General features: G+C 71.0%; 14 protein-coding genes. 3 read left to right on the plus strand and 11 right to left on the minus strand.

Annotated elements, in window-relative coordinates:
* Window positions 1-39: 39 nt before the first annotated feature.
* The 4 genes from AC0IY1_RS21775 to AC0IY1_RS21790 form a co-directional block, all read right to left on the minus strand.
* Window positions 40-825, minus strand: a complete 786-nt coding sequence (locus AC0IY1_RS21775; protein WP_471772334.1) for an SDR family oxidoreductase — start codon at window positions 823-825, stop codon at window positions 40-42.
* A 194-nt stretch (window positions 826-1,019) separates the two neighbouring features.
* Window positions 1,020-1,154, minus strand: coding sequence for a hypothetical protein (locus AC0IY1_RS21780; protein ID WP_280137539.1), 135 nt, complete (start codon window positions 1,152-1,154; stop codon window positions 1,020-1,022).
* 177 nt (window positions 1,155-1,331) lie between these two features.
* The gene (locus tag AC0IY1_RS21785) at window positions 1,332-2,282 is read right to left on the minus strand and encodes an NAD(P)-dependent oxidoreductase (protein WP_471772336.1); all 951 of its coding nucleotides are present in this window, start codon (window positions 2,280-2,282) and stop codon (window positions 1,332-1,334) included.
* A 106-nt stretch (window positions 2,283-2,388) separates the two neighbouring features.
* A complete protein-coding gene (locus tag AC0IY1_RS21790; RefSeq protein ID WP_471772338.1) occupies window positions 2,389-3,312 on the minus strand; it encodes a 3-hydroxyacyl-CoA dehydrogenase NAD-binding domain-containing protein in 924 nt (307 codons plus the stop codon).
* A 129-nt stretch (window positions 3,313-3,441) separates the two neighbouring features.
* Here AC0IY1_RS21790 and AC0IY1_RS21795 point away from each other — a divergent pair, with 129 nt between their 5' ends.
* The 3 genes from AC0IY1_RS21795 to AC0IY1_RS21805 are packed head-to-tail and all read left to right on the plus strand — an operon-like array spanning window position 3,442 to window position 6,057.
* Window positions 3,442-4,434 carry an ABC transporter substrate-binding protein gene (locus AC0IY1_RS21795; RefSeq protein ID WP_082513001.1) on the plus strand — a complete coding sequence of 331 codons (993 nt, stop codon included), beginning with the start codon at window positions 3,442-3,444 and terminating at the stop codon, window positions 4,432-4,434.
* An 8-nt stretch (window positions 4,435-4,442) separates the two neighbouring features.
* Window positions 4,443-5,246: an ABC transporter permease gene (locus tag AC0IY1_RS21800; protein ID WP_055951730.1), complete on the plus strand. Its 804-nt coding sequence runs from the start codon at window positions 4,443-4,445 to the stop codon at window positions 5,244-5,246.
* 16 nt (window positions 5,247-5,262) lie between these two features.
* Window positions 5,263-6,057, plus strand: a complete 795-nt coding sequence (locus tag AC0IY1_RS21805) for an ABC transporter ATP-binding protein (RefSeq protein WP_055951733.1) — start codon at window positions 5,263-5,265, stop codon at window positions 6,055-6,057.
* A gap of 212 nt (window positions 6,058-6,269) precedes the next feature.
* On the opposite strand, the gene AC0IY1_RS21810 is transcribed toward AC0IY1_RS21805, so the two are convergent.
* The 7 genes from AC0IY1_RS21810 to AC0IY1_RS21840 all read right to left on the minus strand — a co-directional run bounded on the left by AC0IY1_RS21810 (window position 6,270) and on the right by AC0IY1_RS21840 (window position 16,065).
* Window positions 6,270-6,554 carry a hypothetical protein gene (locus tag AC0IY1_RS21810; protein ID WP_471772341.1) on the minus strand — a complete coding sequence of 95 codons (285 nt, stop codon included), beginning with the start codon at window positions 6,552-6,554 and terminating at the stop codon, window positions 6,270-6,272.
* Window positions 6,555-6,632: 78 nt separating this feature from the next.
* A complete protein-coding gene (locus AC0IY1_RS21815) occupies window positions 6,633-6,866 on the minus strand; it encodes a DUF2171 domain-containing protein (RefSeq protein ID WP_055951739.1) in 234 nt (77 codons plus the stop codon).
* 55 nt (window positions 6,867-6,921) lie between these two features.
* Window positions 6,922-7,206 (minus strand): hypothetical protein, encoded by a 285-nt coding sequence (locus tag AC0IY1_RS21820; RefSeq protein WP_471772344.1) that lies wholly within the window; start codon window positions 7,204-7,206, stop codon window positions 6,922-6,924.
* Window positions 7,207-7,287: 81 nt separating this feature from the next.
* Window positions 7,288-7,425, minus strand: a complete 138-nt coding sequence (locus AC0IY1_RS21825) for a hypothetical protein (protein WP_471772348.1) — start codon at window positions 7,423-7,425, stop codon at window positions 7,288-7,290.
* 909 nt (window positions 7,426-8,334) lie between these two features.
* Window positions 8,335-8,631, minus strand: coding sequence for a hypothetical protein (locus tag AC0IY1_RS21830; RefSeq protein ID WP_471772349.1), 297 nt, complete (start codon window positions 8,629-8,631; stop codon window positions 8,335-8,337).
* A gap of 180 nt (window positions 8,632-8,811) precedes the next feature.
* Window positions 8,812-9,459, minus strand: coding sequence for an exopolysaccharide biosynthesis polyprenyl glycosylphosphotransferase (locus tag AC0IY1_RS21835; RefSeq protein WP_471772351.1), 648 nt, complete (start codon window positions 9,457-9,459; stop codon window positions 8,812-8,814).
* Window positions 9,460-10,179: 720 nt separating this feature from the next.
* On the minus strand, window positions 10,180-16,065 hold the full coding sequence (locus AC0IY1_RS21840) for a DUF3320 domain-containing protein (protein WP_471772353.1): 5,886 nt from the start codon (window positions 16,063-16,065) through the stop codon (window positions 10,180-10,182).
* Window positions 16,066-16,186: the final 121 nt, after the last annotated feature.

A 16,186-nucleotide genomic window follows, 5' to 3' on the forward strand; every position in this document is an offset into this window, starting at 1 on the left:
AATCGCCCGCGCGGCCGTGCCGCCCGGAACCTCGGGGCGTCAGACGCTGGGGATCAGCCCGCCATCGACCCGGGTCACCGACCCGGTGACGTAGGCGGCCCGGGCGCTCGCCAGGAAGGCGACGACGTCGCCGTACTCGCGCGGATCGCCGTAGCGCCCGAGGGGGATCGCGGCCGTGCTCTCGGCCGTCACGGCCTCCACGGCGCGGCCCTCGCGCGCGGCCTTGGCGTTGTCGAGGAACAGGATGCGCTGCGTCGCGATGCGGCCGGGGAGCACGACGTTGACGGTGACGCCGTCGGCCCCGACCTCCCGCGCCAGGGTCTTGGACCAGCCGACCAGGGAGAGCCGCAGCGCGTTCGAGATCGCGAGGTTCGGGATCGGCGCGACGACGCCGGAGGAGGTGCTGGTGATGACCCGGCCCCATTTCCGGGCACGCATGCCCGGCAGGACCCGGTCGGTGATCGCGATGACCGAGACCACCATGGCCTGGAAGTGCTGGGCCCAGAGCTCGGGCGCCTGGCCCGAGGCCGGCGTCGGCGGCGGGCCGCCGGTGTTGTTGACGAGGATGTCCACGGGGCCGAGCCGCGCCTCGATGGCGGCGACGTGCCCCTCGATCTGCGACAGGTCGGCGAGGTCCCAGGTCAGGGCCATCCCCTCCGACCCGGTCGACGCGATGGCCGCGAGGGTGGGCGCGAGGGCACCGGCATCGATGTCGGCCGCCGCGACCCGCGCGCCCTCGGCCGCCAGCGCCGTGGCGATGGCGCGCCCGAGGCCTCCGCCGGCTCCGAGGACGAGGGCCGTCCTGCCGCGCAATCCGAGATCCATCGGCCGCTCCTCCGCGCTGAACACTCTCGACGGGCGGTCGAGGCGTGTCCCGGGGGCGGTGTGCTCCACCCTCCGGCGAGGGCTGTTCTACAGGCTTGCGGCGGCGGCGATAAGCGGGGGCCGACGACGTTCCGCCGGTCCGGGAGGGAAAACTCGCCGGGCCGGGGCCGGGATCCGGTGACTAGGCCGGCCGCTCAGACCGGATGGGCGCCGGCGTCGATCAGCCGTTGGTAGTGGCCGAGCCAGGCCTGGATCATGCGGACGAACAGGCCGTCGGCGGCCGGGCTGCGCGGCAGGACGGACGGGGAGACGGTGGGGGAAGCGGACATGGCGATCTCGCGCAGTCGGGACGGGGGCGAGCAGCACGCTCGCGGTAAGAGTGATCTGGGCCCGATGTTGCGCTGCAGCAATCGCTCTGACGACGGGACGATGATGCGCTCCATGCATGGCGAGGCAGGAATTCCTTAACCGTCCTGTGCGTGGCGCAGCCGAGCCGCCGGCCGCGCTCAGTCCGCCGTTTGCAGAGCCTCCGGGTTGACGAGGTTCGGAGGCGCGACGCCGCGCAGGATGCACAGCATCGCCTCGGCGGCGCCGAGGCCCATCACCCGCAGGCTCGCGGCACTGGTGCCGGCGACGTGCGGGGTCAGGAGTAGGTTCGGGCAGGCGAAGTAGGGATGGTCCGCGGGTAGCGGCTGGGTTCCGAACACGTCGAGGGCCGCACCCCCGATCGCCCCCGCCCGCAGGGCCGCCGCGAGGGCGTCGTCCCGCACGATGGGACCGCGCGCCACGTTGATCAGCACGGCGTCGGGCCGCATCCGGCCGATCAGCCCCGCATCGACGAGGCCGCGGGTCTCGGGCGTCAGCGGGCAGGCGACCACCACGGCGTCGCTTTCCGTGAACAGGGTCTCCCGGTCCACCGGCTCGATCAGTCCGCCGGCGGTGTTCGGGCTTCGGGAATGGCCGAGCACCCGCAGGCCGAAGCCGTGGCGGGCGATGGCGGCGACCCGGCGGCCGATCTCCCCGGTGCCGAGGACGCCGAGGGTCGTCCCGCCGATCTCGCCGAGGTCGCTCGCCCGGGATTTCGCCGGGAGCCAGCCGGCTTCGCGCAGGGTGCGGTCCAGGGGCGCCAGCTGGCGGCGCAGGTGGAGCAGGGCCGCGAAAACGTACTCGGCCACCGCCTGGGTGTTGCTGCCGGGCAGGTTGGCCACCGGGATGCCGCGGGCCGTCGCCGCCTCCAGGGGCACGAAGTCGAGCCCGACCCCGTGGCGCACGATGCCGCGCAGGAGCGGCGCGTGGTCGAGGATGTCGTCGGGCAATTGCGCCCGCACGATCAGGCCTGCCGCCTCGGCCGCTAGGGCCCGCAGGGTCTCGGGCCGGGTGTCCGCGGCGGTGAGCACCCGGGCCTCGCCCGAGAGCCGGGCGACGGCCTCCGGATGGATGGGATTGGTCAGGACCACCAGGGGGCGGAGGTCTGGCGGTCTTTCGTGCCGGGATTCGCTCACGCTGGGTCTGCCTTCGGGAATGCGGGCGGGGCCGATCCGGGATCGAGCGGCGTGCGGTGGCTCAGGGGTCCTGCCCCGCCACCTCGGTGCGGGCCTTGAGGATCTCGATGAGCGCGCGGTCGCGGCGCTCCGCCAGGACCGCGAGCGAGCGGCCGGCAGCCTCCGCCTCGATCCCGGCGACGATCCGGTCCTTGACGTCCTCGGTCAGCTCCGGGGTCCCGAGGCTGGCCCAGCGCCGGACCTGGCTCGGACCGAGGTGGTCGAGATAGTGCCGGATGCCGCCCTCCCCGCCCCCGAGATGATAGGTCATGTGCGGCCCCATCGCGGCCCAGCGCAGGCCCGGGCCGTTGCACAGGGCGGCGTCGATGTCGGCGACGCTCGCCACCCCTTCGGCCACGAGGTTGACGGCTTCTCGGTAGAGGGCCGAGGCGAGGCGGTTGGCGATATGGCCCGGCATCTCGCGGGCGAGCACCACCGGCCGGCGCCCGAGCCGGGCGTAGAAGGCGGCGGCCCGGGCCGCCGTGGCAGGGTCGCCGGCCACGATCTCCACCAGGGGCACGAGGTGGGGCGGGTGGAACGGGTGCGCCACCACGATCCGCTCGGGCCGGGCGCAGTCGGCCACGAGGGCGCTGCGCAGCATCGCCGAGGTGCTCGAGGCGACGAGGATCGACGGGGGCAGCCGGCGATCGACCTCCGCCAGCAGGGCGCGCTTGACCGCCTCGTTCTCCGGCGCGTTCTCCTGCACGAAGCCCGTGCCCGCGAGCGCGTCCTCCAGACGGTCGTGGAAGCGCAGCGTGCCCTGCCCGGTCAGGCCGAGCTCGGCCAGCTGCGTCCGCGCCGCCTCGACCGCGCGGACGGCCGCCGCCGCGAAGCCGGGCGCCGGGTCGTAGGCCGCCACGTCGAGGCCGTGGGCGAGGAACAGGGCCGCCCAGCTGGCGCCCAGGGTTCCGCAGCCCAACACGGTGACCCGTTCGATTTCATCCATTTCCATGGCTGTCAAAACTCTCTCCCGGGCGGGTTTACTTTCGAATCCAGAATACGCTTATTCAACCCTGTACCGACCGTTTTCGCGGCGGACGAAGTGGGCGACACGACCCGCGACCGGAGGAAGCCGATGTTCAAGCGCCACGCGACCGCGCGCGCAGCCCTGCTCGTTCTCGCGACCTTGGGGGGCCTCGGCAGCGCCCGGGCCGAGGATGTGGTGCGCCTCGGCAACCTGAAATTCGCCCATTACGGCGCCATCTCCTACATGAAGGAGATCGCTCCGAAATTCGGCCTGAAGATCGACGAGAAGGTCTTCGCCAAGGGGGCCGACATCTACCCCGCCATGGCGGTGGACCAGATCGACATCTCGGCCTCGGGCGCCGACGGCGCCGTGGCCGCGCGCGGCAACGGCGTGAAGCTCTACGTGGTGGCGGGCTTCGCCAATGGCGGCGTGCGCATCCTGCGCCGGCCCGACCTCGACACCGTCAAGACCCTCAAGGACGTGAAGGGCCTGAAGGTCGCCACCGTCCGCGGCGGCACCCAGGACCTGATGCTCCTGGCTGAACTCGACAAGCACGGGATGACCTGGTCCGAGCGGGCCGGCAAGGACGTGCAACTGATCTACTTCAACAACTACGCCGACCTGAACCAGGCCCTGGCGCAGAAATACGTCGACGTGATCTGCCAGAGCGAGCCGCAATCGACCCAGGCCATCAGCGCCGGCTACGCCACCGAGGTGGTCAAGCCCTACGACACGCCCATCGGCGTGCCGGTGCGTCCGCTGGTGATGACCGAGAAGATGTACAACGAGCGTCCCGAGGTCGCCGCCAAGGTGCTCAAGCTGTTCGTCGCCGCCACGAAGGCCTTCATCGACGACCCGGCGCTGGCCGAGAAATACGTCCGCGAGACCGTGTTCAAGGGCCAGCTCTCGAGCCAGGATTTCCGCGACGGCATGGCCAACGCCAAGTACACCTACGACGTGCCGGCCGGGCACATGCAGACCACGACCGACTACATGGTCAAGTACGGCCTCGGTAAGATGGTGAACCCGCCGAAATCCGATGCCGAGTGGGTGAAGACCGACCTCCTCGACAAGGCCAAAGCCGAACTCAAGACGAACTGAGCGGACCCATGCATCGGCTCCGCGGCGCGATCGTCCCCCTCGTTCTCCTGATCCTGTGGGAGGTGCTGAGCCGGGCCGGCGTGTTCTCCCCCATCGTGTTGCCGCCGCCGAGCGCGGTGGCGGTGAAGTGGTACCAGGGCATTCTGCCCGGGCTGCCCTACGACCCGGCGACCGAAGGCTACTGGCACTGGGTGTTCTCCGGCGAGATGCCCCACGACGCCATCGCCAGTCTCGCCCGGGTCCTCACCGGGTTCTGCCTCGGCGCCGGCCTCGCGGTGCCGGTCGGGCTCCTCCTCGGGACCAGCGACCGGCTCTACGGGCTGTTCAGCCCGCTCCTCGAGATCCTGCGGCCGATCCCGCCGATCGCGTACATTCCCCTCGCCATCGTCTGGTTCGGCCTCGGCAATCCGCCGGCGCTGTTCCTGATCGCGCTGGGCACCTTCTTCCCCGTGCTGGTCAACACCATCGCGGGGGTGCGCCAAGTGGATTCGATCTACATCCGCGCCGCCCGCAACCTCGGGGCCGGTTCCTGGACGATGTTTCGCCGGGTGATCCTGCCGGCGGCGAGTCCCTTCGTACTCGCAGGCATGCGCATCGGCATCGGCACCGCCTTCATCGTGGTCATCGTCGCCGAGATGATCGCGGTCTCGGACGGGCTCGGCTACCGCATCCTGGAGGCCCGCGAGTACATGTGGTCCGACAAAATCATCGGCGGCATGCTGACCATCGGCGTCCTCGGGCTCATCATCGACGGGGCGATGTCGCGCCTCAACGACCACCTCCTGCGCTGGCATCGCGGCCTTGAACGCTGAACCGGGACGCCTGATCATGTCGGCGCAAATCGAGATCGCCCACGCCAGCAAGGTGTTCGGGACGGGCGACGGCGCCGTGCCGGCCCTGGACGACATCACCGCCACGGTGCCGGAGGGGCAGTTCCTCTGCCTGCTCGGGCCGTCCGGCTGCGGCAAGTCCACCCTGCTCAACGCCATCGCGGGCTTCACCCCGCTCAGCGCCGGGCAGATCATCATGGGCGGCCGCCCCGTCACCGAGCCCGGACCCGACCGCGGCATGGTCTTCCAGGAATACGCGCTGTTTCCTTGGATGAACGTGGAGGACAACGTGCGCTTCGGTCTCGACATCCGGGGCGTGCCGCGGACCGACGCCACGGTGACGGTGGACCGCATCGTCGCCACCCTCGGCCTGTCGGATTTTCGCAAGCGCTACCCGAAGGACCTCTCGGGCGGCATGCGCCAACGCGTGGCCATCGCCCGCATCCTGGCCCTCGACCCGCCGGTGATGCTGATGGACGAGCCCTTCGGGGCCCTCGACGCCCTGACCCGGCGGACCCTGCAGGACGAGTTGCTGCGGATCTGGGCCGAGTACCGCAAGACGGTGATCTTCGTCACCCATTCCATCGAGGAGGCGATCTACCTCGCGGACCGCATCCTGGTGATGACCTACCGGCCGGGGCGCATCAAGCGCGACATGACGGTGGAAATTCCGCGCCCGCGCGACACCGCCTCGGGCGAGTTCAACGCCCTCAAGCGCGAACTCGCCGGCCTCGTGATGGCCGAGCAGCAGCGCTTTACCAGCGCGGAGCTGCACGGGGCGGCCGTGGATTGAGCGCAGTCCTGGCGCACCGACATCTGGCGACCCGACAGAAGAACGCCCGCAGGCCGGTGGGCCGCGGGCGCTGAAGGTTGTTGCCAATCACCCGAGGACCAGCACGGGCAGCCCGGGAAGGAAAGCGGTTCGGACGCCGGCTGGCAAGATGAAAAGCGTCAATTGATCGGTGCACCGGTTCGGAACGGCCGCTTTTTCAGAAAGGCCGCTTCTCAGAATGGCCCTGTGCCCAGGCTCTCCGCTAATTGGAGTGCCTCGAGGACGGCCTTGCCGATGCGGTCCGCCTCGTCCTCACCGGCGGCATTGGCCAGGACGACGGCCACGGGCCGGGGAACCGACAGCGCCTGTGCTCCGACGGTGACCTGAAGCTCGTCGCCGTGGGGCGCTTCGATGCGGCGAAGGCCGACCCGCAGGCCGGCCGCTTCCCCGAAGACGCGCTCCAGGCCTGCCAGGGCCTCCCGGCTCGTGCCGAAATCGCCCGTGATGACATCAGCCATGGGTTCTCTTCCTTCGGGTCGGCGAGGCGGATGCGCGGACCCGGTCGCCGACGGACCCGGCGAAGGGGCGCGGGGCGATCAGGAGGTCGACCATTCCCGCTTGACCTCCTCGGCCGGCCGGTCGAGGCGCACGGTGTTGCCCTCGACGGACTGGACGAAGTCGACCGGGATGAAATGGTGAAGGCCACCCGCCGCCGCGTCCTTCTTCGTCAGCTTGATCTCGCCCTTGTCGACGTGATCGACGGTGCCGACATGGGCGCCGTCCGAGCCGACCACGTCGGCATGTTCCTTGATCTGCGAGACGTCGACCATCGGTTTCACTCCCTGTTCCCACGTCAACGGGAGCCGCGAGGCGGTGTTCCGGTCGTCAGGAGGAGGGGCAGGATGGGGTGCCGGCGCGGTCGCGCCGCGCGGCGCGCGCCATGTTGATGAGTTCGCGGGCGGTGAGGCCGCCTGCCGAACTTTGGGGTGTGTCCGGCCGCGCGGTGGCGGCTTTGGAGGTCAGGACCGGTCGGCCGAGGGCGAGGCCGCTGGATTGCAGCGTGGTGTCGTGGCTGCGCCAGAGCCGCCGGAGCCGCAGGGCCCGGGCCTTGTCGGCCCGGGTTTCCTCCGTTCGGGCGCCGCGCACCCGCGTGTCGATCTCTGCCGTCATACGTCCCCGTCCCGTTCCTGTGGACAGGCGAATAGCAAAGCTTGCCTGTACGCGACATTCTTGAAGTGGCGCTTCCCTGCGCTAGGGCGTCCCGGCGCAGGGTCTATCTGCCCGGCTGTGCGAGCAGGCGTCCGGGGTCACGCCGAGGGCCCAGGCCAGGTGGCCGAGGGTGGCGAGATCAATCGCGTCGCCCTCCCCCCGCTCCACGGCCTGGATCACCAAAACATCGACCTCGGCCAGGAAGGCCCGGTCCTCCAGGGGAAGGCCAGGTCCTCCACGGGAAAGCCAGGTTCTCCACGGGAAGGCCGAGGCGCAACCGGGCGGCGCGCAGGTTTCGGGCGAGGTTCATCAGGAAGGCGCGCGTTTCGGCGGACCGGTTTGGCATGCCCCCATATGGGGCGCGGCGCCGAGCGCGGGTCAAGCTCTGCGGCGTTTGGCGCCGCGTCGGCGGCAGGGCTCCGGGTTCCCGATCCTGTTCGCCGCAGGCCCGGCCCTTCATCAATCCTTAACCATGATGCGTCAGGGTGTGCTCAAGCCGGTGGCGCCTTCGGGGTGCCAGACCGGCGACGGCCATGCCGCCGGATCGGGTGACGCCGGATGTACGCGCACCGGATCCTGGCGGGCATGCCCGTCGGATTCGCGGAATCGCGAAACCCTCTGCCCGGATGCGGCGTTGATGCTGATCCCTCGGGCAGGGTCTCGCCTCGGGCCCCCCGCGTGCTCGGACAGCCTGCCTCAACCCGACGCCTCCGGACGGTGACGCATGGCCCTCCTCTTCGCCCTCCTCCTCATCGGCATCCCCATGGCGCTGGCCGCGATGGAGCTCGCCCGCATGCGCGCTTCGCGCCCTCTTTGAGGGGACGAGCCCAGACCCGCGGCGAAGGAGGATCTCCTGCGCAGAGATGCTCCGGCGAGCCTCTCCGAAGGGGTGGCCCCGCCCGCGGTCGATTGGGGGGAACGCGAAGCAGGGCCACACTGGCCATCGGGGGGACGCGGCCAGCCCTTCGACTGTGACAGGCACGTCGGGCGGCGGCATTCACCCACGTTACGTCCCGAGCAAGAAGGGTTCTGTGCCGGGCGGAGCTTCGTCCGAACGGGCCGCAGGGGGACGACCCCTCCGGAATCGGCTCAGCGCAACAAGCGCTCCTGCAGGAAGCGGTCCTTGCGACGCTTCGAGACGTAGGACCGGGCAGCGTAGCCGAGGGCGAATCCGAGTGCGATCATGACCAGGACGGCCAGGAACTGGAGCAGGAACGAGATCAGGACGCCGAGCGCGATGCCGAGGGCGAAGAGCGCGTAGCCGGTGCCGCGGGTGCGCGGCTTGCTGATTTCCACGGTGGCGGCCAGGCGGGCCACGTGGATGTTCCGCTGGATCGAACCCCGGAGGGATTCGAGCCTTGCGCCGAAAGTGTTGGAGGCGGGCATCGGGCGTCGCTCTGCGTGAAGGCGGGTGGTGAATCGACCACGCACCAGCCTATCGCAAGCGCATCGGCTGGGTGAAGGGCAGCCCCGAGCGGGCGCTTCGGCTGTCCCGTCCCATCGGCGCTCGTTCGGCGCGGTCGCGACCGCGTCAGGTCATTCCCGAGGCAGGGCGTACGGCTGTGCTCAGAAGGCGTTGGTGCGGCGGGTGATTTCGGCCAGGACGGTGCGCAGGAGGATCTGGAGGTCGAGGCGCAGGCTCTGGTTCTCGATGTACCAGAGGTCGAGGGCGGCGCGGCGCTGCATGTCGGCCAGGGTGGGGGTGGGTCCGCGCGAGCCGTTGATCTGGGCCCATCCGGTGATGCCGGGCCTGACGGCGAAGCGGTGGCGGTAGGTCGGGATCTCGGCGCCGTAGTAGAGGTCGTGCGCCAGGGCGTGGGGACGCGGGCCGACCAGGGCCATGTCGCCCTGCAGCACGTTGAGGAGTTGGGGCAGCTCGTCGATGCTGGTCCGGCGCAGGAGGGCGCCGACGCGGGTCACCCGGGCATCGCCGCGGGTGGCCTGGTGGACGACCGCCCCGTCATCCAGCACGCGCATGGTGCGGAACTTGTAGATCTGGAACGGGTGTCCGTCCTTGCCGGTGCGGGTCTGGCGGAACAGGACCGGGCCCTTGCTGTCCAGGCGCACCAGGAGGGCGACCAGGACCAGGAGGGGGGCGACTAGGAACAGGGCCAGGGCGGCCAGGGTCTGGTCCAGGGCGGGGCGCAGGGCCGCCAGGGCGGCACGGGCTCGGCTGGAACGGACTTCGGTCAGCGCAGTCGAGGTGGCGCTCACGGGAAGGCCCTTCCGAGCAGAAGTGGTGTCCATCGTGACAGTGCCCTCAGGATAAGCAGACATTGATTCCCATAAGCCCGTGGCCTTGGAGCGGATCGGGACAGGTTCGTCCCATTTCGCTCCGGTGCACGTCTATCTCTCCTAATGAAGCAGAAACCAAGCCAATTATTCGCGAGTTGGAAAATCGACGTTTTCTCCGCGACGGCCGGCGTTGCTCGCCCTTTCGCGCTGCGGTTTGTGCGACAATTAACGGTTGTCTCGCGGCCATAAAAGTAAGTTGTCTAACTATAGGATCGCGCGTCAGGCTCAGTTCGATGGTTGCTTGATAGAACAAAGGAACATGCTCTCGGATCACAGCAGGGTCTTTTTGTTGCGATGCGATATAAACCCCGTGGCATAGGCGGGCAAGGGCAGGATCCGCGCCCACAATCTGTCGCCGGGACAGGTGGACCAAGGTCGAACATTGGTGGAGCCGCGTTTCGAGCGTGGGCGGACGCGACGTCCCGATGCTGGCAAAGGGTCCGAGGTGTTTGACTGGCTGTCGGGCCCGGCCGCGGCCGACGAGCGCGCTCCGCCGCGTCCGCGCCTACCGATTCGGCAGAATGCGCATGCCTGAGGCCAGACGGCCGGCGCGCGAATTCGCGCCGTGCCACGCACGTGGCGTTCTCCGCGAACTGCACCGGACAGATGAGGCGGGTGGCGTTCGGGGCGATAGCCCGTTCAGGCTTCGGGTGGCCCGCCATGGGGCAGGCCCGCCTCTCCGGCGCGTTCGCGCGCGCGCGCGAACCGGACCCGGGTCGCCGCCTCGACCCGCGACAGCCCGATCGCCTGGCCCATCAGCCGCGTGCCCTCGGGCTCGGACGTCCCCGGGGCCACCGACCCGGCGAGATCGACGAGCTCCGGCATCGGCGTGTCGGCGTGGCTGCGCAGCCCGGCGGGTGCCACCCGGTAGGGATGACGCGCCCGCGGTTCGGCGTGGGGTGGCCAGAGGATGACGCGGCCGTCATCGTCGCTGCGGGCCACCGAGACGGGGACCTGATCGAGGATCGTCTCGCGGATGAGGGGTCCCACCCGCTGCAGGCCGTGGGCCCGGGCCACGCGGCGGAGCAGCACGTCCTCGTAGATCGGCCCCTCCACGGTGACCACGTGCGCAACCAGGGCCGCCAGGACCGGGCGATAGGCCGTGTCGTAGAAGCGCTCCGGCTCCAGGGCGAGGCCGATCTCGGACGGATCCGCGAGACGGTAGGCCGGATCGGGCGGCATCGTCGAAATCGGCGGCGGTGCGCAGGCGGAGGGAAGCCCGGCGTCGCGTCGTTGGGCCGTCATCGCGTCGTCCGGCTCCGCAAGGGGTGTCGGGCTCGGGACACCCGTCATCGCCGCGGCGGTCGCTTGATCCGCGGGTTCCGTCAGGATCGGGGCATCGGGCGCGGGTGCGTCGCGCGGATCGCTCGCTGCCGTGGCTTCGGCGGCCTTGGCGCGGTCGGTCTCCAGGTCATCTCGCAGGCGCCGGTCGAGTTCGGCGAGGGCTCCGGCTGCGTCGGCCCACCAGGCGGTGCTCCAGACCCGCCGGATGCGCCAGCCGAGATCGGTCAGCACGTGCTCGCGCAGGCGGTCACGGTCGCGGGCCGTCGCGGAGCGGTGATAGGTGGCGCCGTCGCACTCGATGCCGGCGAGGTAGCGTCCCGGCGCATCGGGGTGGACGATGCCGAGATCGATCCGGAAGCCCGAGACTCCGATCTGCACGTGCACGGTCCAGCCCTGGGCCCGCAGCCCCGCCAGGACGGCGGCCTCGAACGGCGATTCGACCGCTCCGCCGGTGGGCGCACAGGCCTCGGCGAGGGCCCGCGCGCCCCGATCGGCAAATTCGAGGAAGTGCTTGAAGTCGCGCACCCCGCGGGCCCTGGTGCGGCCGAGGTCGATCTGCTCGGGCCGGATCGAGGCGAAGACCACGAGCTCCTGCCGGGCCCGCGTGATGGCGACGTTCAGGCGGCGGTGTCCGCCATCCTTGTTGAGGGACGACACCGTGCTCACCGTTCGGCCGCCCGGGTCGGGGCCGACCGCGACCGAGAACAGGATGACGTCGCGCTCGTCGCCCTGCACGGTTTCGAGATTCTTCACGAAGACGGGCTCGTGCCAGCGGTCGCGGTCGAAGTACGGCTCCAACTCCGGGTCGGATCGCCGCTCTGCGTCCAGCAGGTTCTCGATCAGTCGCTGCTGCTCGCCGTTGAAGGTGACGATGCCGAGGGAGCGCCGCGCCCGCGCGAAATCCGGATCGCGCAGGCGGCGCACGATGTCGGCGACGACGGCGTGGGCCTCGGGGCGGTTCACGCGGCCGGTTCCGCGCTCGTAGACGCCGTCCGGGACGAAGGTCAGGCGCACCGCCCGGTCCTCGGTCACCGGCGAGGGAAACGTGACGAGGCGGCCGCCGTAGTAGCGGGCATTCGAGAAGGCGATCAGGCTCTCGTGGCGGCTGCGGTAATGCCAGTCGAGGGTCCGCCGCGGGAGGTTGGCCGCGAGGCACGCATCGAGGATCGATTCCTGGTCCGCGATCTCGCCGCCATCTTCGATGTCGTCGATGGCGCGGTCGCCCACGCTGGTCGGCGGCAGCTGCTCGGGATCGCCGACGATCACCACCTGACTGCCCCGCGCCATCGCCCCGATGGCGTCCCAGGGGGCGATCTGCGAGGCCTCGTCGAAGATGACGACGTCGAACGACGCCCCATCGGGGGGCAGGTGCTGGGCGATCGACAGCGGGCTCATCATCACGCAGGGCGTGAGCCGCGCGAGGGCGTTCGGCACCGTGCCGAATAGCTTGCGCAGGGGAATCTGTGCCCGCTTCTTGGTCAGCTCGTGCGAGAGCGTGCCCCATTCGGGGTCGTTCCCGAAGGCCGTCGGACCCGGGATACCGCTCCCCAGGCGGGCGCGGACGACCTGCCGGGCGAGGTCGCCGACTTGGGCATCCGCGGCGCGGAACCGGGCGATCGCGTCCTCATGGCGCTCGGGCAGGAAGCCGCGCAGGACCGGGTCGTCGCCGACGACGCGATCGATCCACCAGCGGGCATAGGCGATCTCGAAGGCCGCCTCGGCTCGGTCGTGCTTGATCCGGCCTGCCTCCAGGGCTTCGATCAGGGGGCCGAGGCCGAGGTCGCGCGCCGCCTGGGCGGCCCCCTGCCAGGCACACCAGCCCTGGGCGCGTCCGAGACCGGAGGCCCAGCGCCGGGCCAGCGCGAGATTGGCGCCGATCCAGTCCGCCTGCGCGGCCGGGAGCGTCTCGGGATTGACCGACCCGGCTCGGTGGGACAACGCCGTCATCGCGGCGCGTGTCCGGGCGTGATCCTGCGCGAAGGCGGCGTAGGCCTGCGCAAGGGGACCGCCCGCCTCCCGGCTCCGGGACGACTGGGTGACGAGCCGGACGACGTCGTCGCGCAGGCCCTCGGGGCCAAGACTCGACGACCCGAGGAGGGGCAGGAGTTGCGCCACGGTCTCGGCCCAGGCGATGGCCGGCCCGAAGTCGCAGGCGGGCCCCTCCGGGTCGCTCAAGGGCGGGCCCAGCTGGCCGAGGGTCTCCTCCTCGGGCCGGGCGGTCTGGCCGTGCCGAGCGAGTTCGATCAGGCCGGCGAGGTCCGGCCCCAGATCCTCCGGCAATGCGCCGTCGGCATAGGGCTGAACCTGAAGCAGGACCTTTCTCATGCGCCCGCCCCGAACGAAGAAGTTCGCGCCGCGCGCCGCGATCCATTCGGCGAGGAGCCCGGACAGGTCCTGGTCGAGGAGGCCGGGCCGGTACGCGCCGGTGAGCCGGCCGCGGAGCGCGGCCCGGGTTGCCTGGAAGCGGTCGCGCGCCGCCACCGCCCGGCGCAGGTCGCCCGCGCTGTCCGCCAGGAAGGTGCCTCCGCAGGCAGCCTCGGGACGTATCAGGGCGTTGCCGAGATCCAGGAGGCCGCGGATCTCCGCCTCGGTCGACGGGAAGGCCGAGAGTCCGACCGCCGCGGCGAAGGCCCGGCCGCTCGCGCGCAGGGCCGTCAGGGACTCGACGGCGGCGGCGATCTCGGCGCCCAGGCCGTCGCGCCAGACCGGCGACCATTCGGTCGCCCTGACGCCTTGCAGCGGATGGTCGGCCGGGGACCCCACCGAGGCCAGGACGGGGCGCAAGTCCCGGCAGGCCGCCCGCAGGGCCACGAGGGTGTCCGGCTCGTGGGTCCGGTGGTCGGGCCAGGCGAGGACGAAGTGCTCCACGTCGGGCCCCGCCGCGATGACGCGTCCGAAGGCCTCGTAGGCCGTCAACCCGTTCTCCCGCCGCCGATGCAGGGCCTGCACGAGGCCGTTCAGCTCGGCGCGCAGGCTCGCGAGGGCGCGCGTGGCGCCCGGCCATTCGGCCTGCTCAGGCGCGGCGCGCGCGTGCCAGGCCCGGCGCAACTGCCCGAGCACCGCCGATTTCTGGGCTTTGGTGGCATGCACCTCCAGGCAGTAATCGCCGAGTCCGATCTCCTGCAGGCGCCGCTGCACCACCTCGAGGGCAGCCGTCTTCTGCGAGACGAACAGCACCGTGCGTCCCTGCGCCAGGCACTGGGCGATCATGTTGGCGATGGTCTGGCTCTTTCCGGTGCCGGGCGGCCCGAACAGGACGAAGTCCTTGCCGCCGGCCGCCGCCAGGACGGCGGAGAGCTGCGAGGAATCCGCCGAGAGCGGTGCGAAGACGGTCTCGGGCGGATGGTCCCGATCGAGCTGCGACGGATCGGGGAAGGGGGCGCCCTCGCCGTAGGCGTGCTTGGGCGTCTCGAGAAGGTGGCGCACCACCGGGTTGCGCGTGAGGCGGCCGGCTTGGTCGACGAGATCCTTCCACATCAGGTGCTTGGAGAAGGAGAAGGTCGCCAGCACCATGTCGGGCACCACCTCCCAGCCGCGCAGGTCGCGCGTGTGGCCCCGGACGCTTCGGACGATCGCGTCCACGTCGATGCCGGACGCATCGCGGGGCAGGTCGCCTTCCAGATCCGGCATCCGCAGCCGGAAATCCTGGCGCAGCATCTCAAGCAGGGTCGGGTTGATCCGCACCTCGTCGTCGTGCAGCGCGAGGCGGAAGCCGGCGCGGACGCTGGCCCGCCGGAGGGTGACCGGGATCAGCAGCAGCGGCGCCCGGTGGGTGGCCTCGCCCGCCTTGCGGGTCCAGGACAGGAACCCGATCGCCAGGAACAGGATGTTGGCTCCGCCCTCCTCGAAGCCGCCGCGGGCGAGGCGATAGAGATCGAGCAGGCGGCCATCGAGATCGGCCTCCGTCGCGGTGGTGGGGATCTCTTTCCGGGCCAGGGCCCCTTCGGACCCGACCGGCCCGTCGGAGACCGGCATCAGCCGGAATGCGTGTCCGGCCGCCAAGCCGTCCTCCAGGGCACCGGGCTCGATACCCTCGAGGACGATGGCACCCTTGCCGGGCTTGAAGTTCAGGAGCTTGTTGCGCAGCGACAGGTCCAGGAGCTTGCGCTTCCAGCGCTCCAGGCGTCCGACCGCGGTCTCCGGCGCCGCGTCGACATGCGGGGTCTCCACCCTGTCGAAGGCGGGGGCTTCCGAGAGGGCCTGGTCCAGCGGTTCGACCGGACCGGGTGCGGCCTCCCCGCCCCGGCCGCCGAGATCCATCGGGCAGATGCCGCGCCGGCGGCAGCGGCGGATATCAAGGGCGACGTCGAGGCCCCCCGCAGCGTTGTCCTCCACCAGCCCGGCACCGTGATCCACCGCGGTCCGGAAAGCCGTCGGCGGATCGTGCGTCAGCAGCGTCGTCTCGACGAGGATCAGGTCCTGCAGATCGCGAAGCTTGCGCAGCTGCTGCCGGTCGTCGACCGTCGCGCTCGCGAAGGTCTCGTCCTGGAGCCACAGGCCGACGAAGGCGTGGCCGTCGGTCAGCACCAGCACCGGGTTCAGGCCGGCCTGCTCCAGGCAGGCGGCGTAAAGCAGGGAGAGGTCGAGGCAGGTGCCGGCTCGGCCCTCGATCACCTCGCCGGGAGCGCGCACCGTCTGTCCGGCCTGCTCAAAGCGCGCCGGGGGCAGGATGGATGCGAGGCGATGGTCGGCCAGGGCGGCCCAGAGCGCCCCGGCGAGGTCCCAGGCCCGGACCTTGCCGCCGCTGCCGTAGCCGTCCAGCGCAGTCTGGCGGCCGGCCGCGCCGAGCTTCCTGGCGGCATCGCGCAGGACGGCGTCGACGGCCGGATCGCCGGGCCGGACGAAGGCGGCGAGAAGTTCGGGCGCATTCCGGGCGCCGCCCCAGTGCGCGGGTGGCAGCAGACGGATCTCGGCGACCGCCCGCCCCCGCTCGCCCTCCGCATCCTCCAGGATCATCGTCAGGGCGAGGGGGCCGGCCTCGGTGCAGGCGGCGAGGAGGCCGGCATCGAGGTGCAGGTCCGGCGTCTCGACTCGATGGCTCGAACCCGCAGCCACCCGCCCGATGCGCAGCGTCAGCGGACTGACCACGGGCGGCTGACTCTCGACGCGCAGCCGGAGATCGACGAGATCGGCCTCCGTGTCGTTGGCGATCACGATCTCCCGGATCACCGGAATCCCGTTCGCCTGGTAGGCGAGGCTGACGTGGTCCGTGGCGGTGAAGGCGAGACGAAGTTTGGACACGGGTAAGAGGCCGGACGGCGCCGGCGCATCGGCGCCGGCTACATCCGCCGCGCGGCTCATGCGGCGATCCCGCGATCCGCAGGCCCTCCGCTCAGGTCAGGCCCTCCGCTGAGGGCGAACC

This window comes from Methylobacterium sp. AC690 (assembly GCF_979256535.1).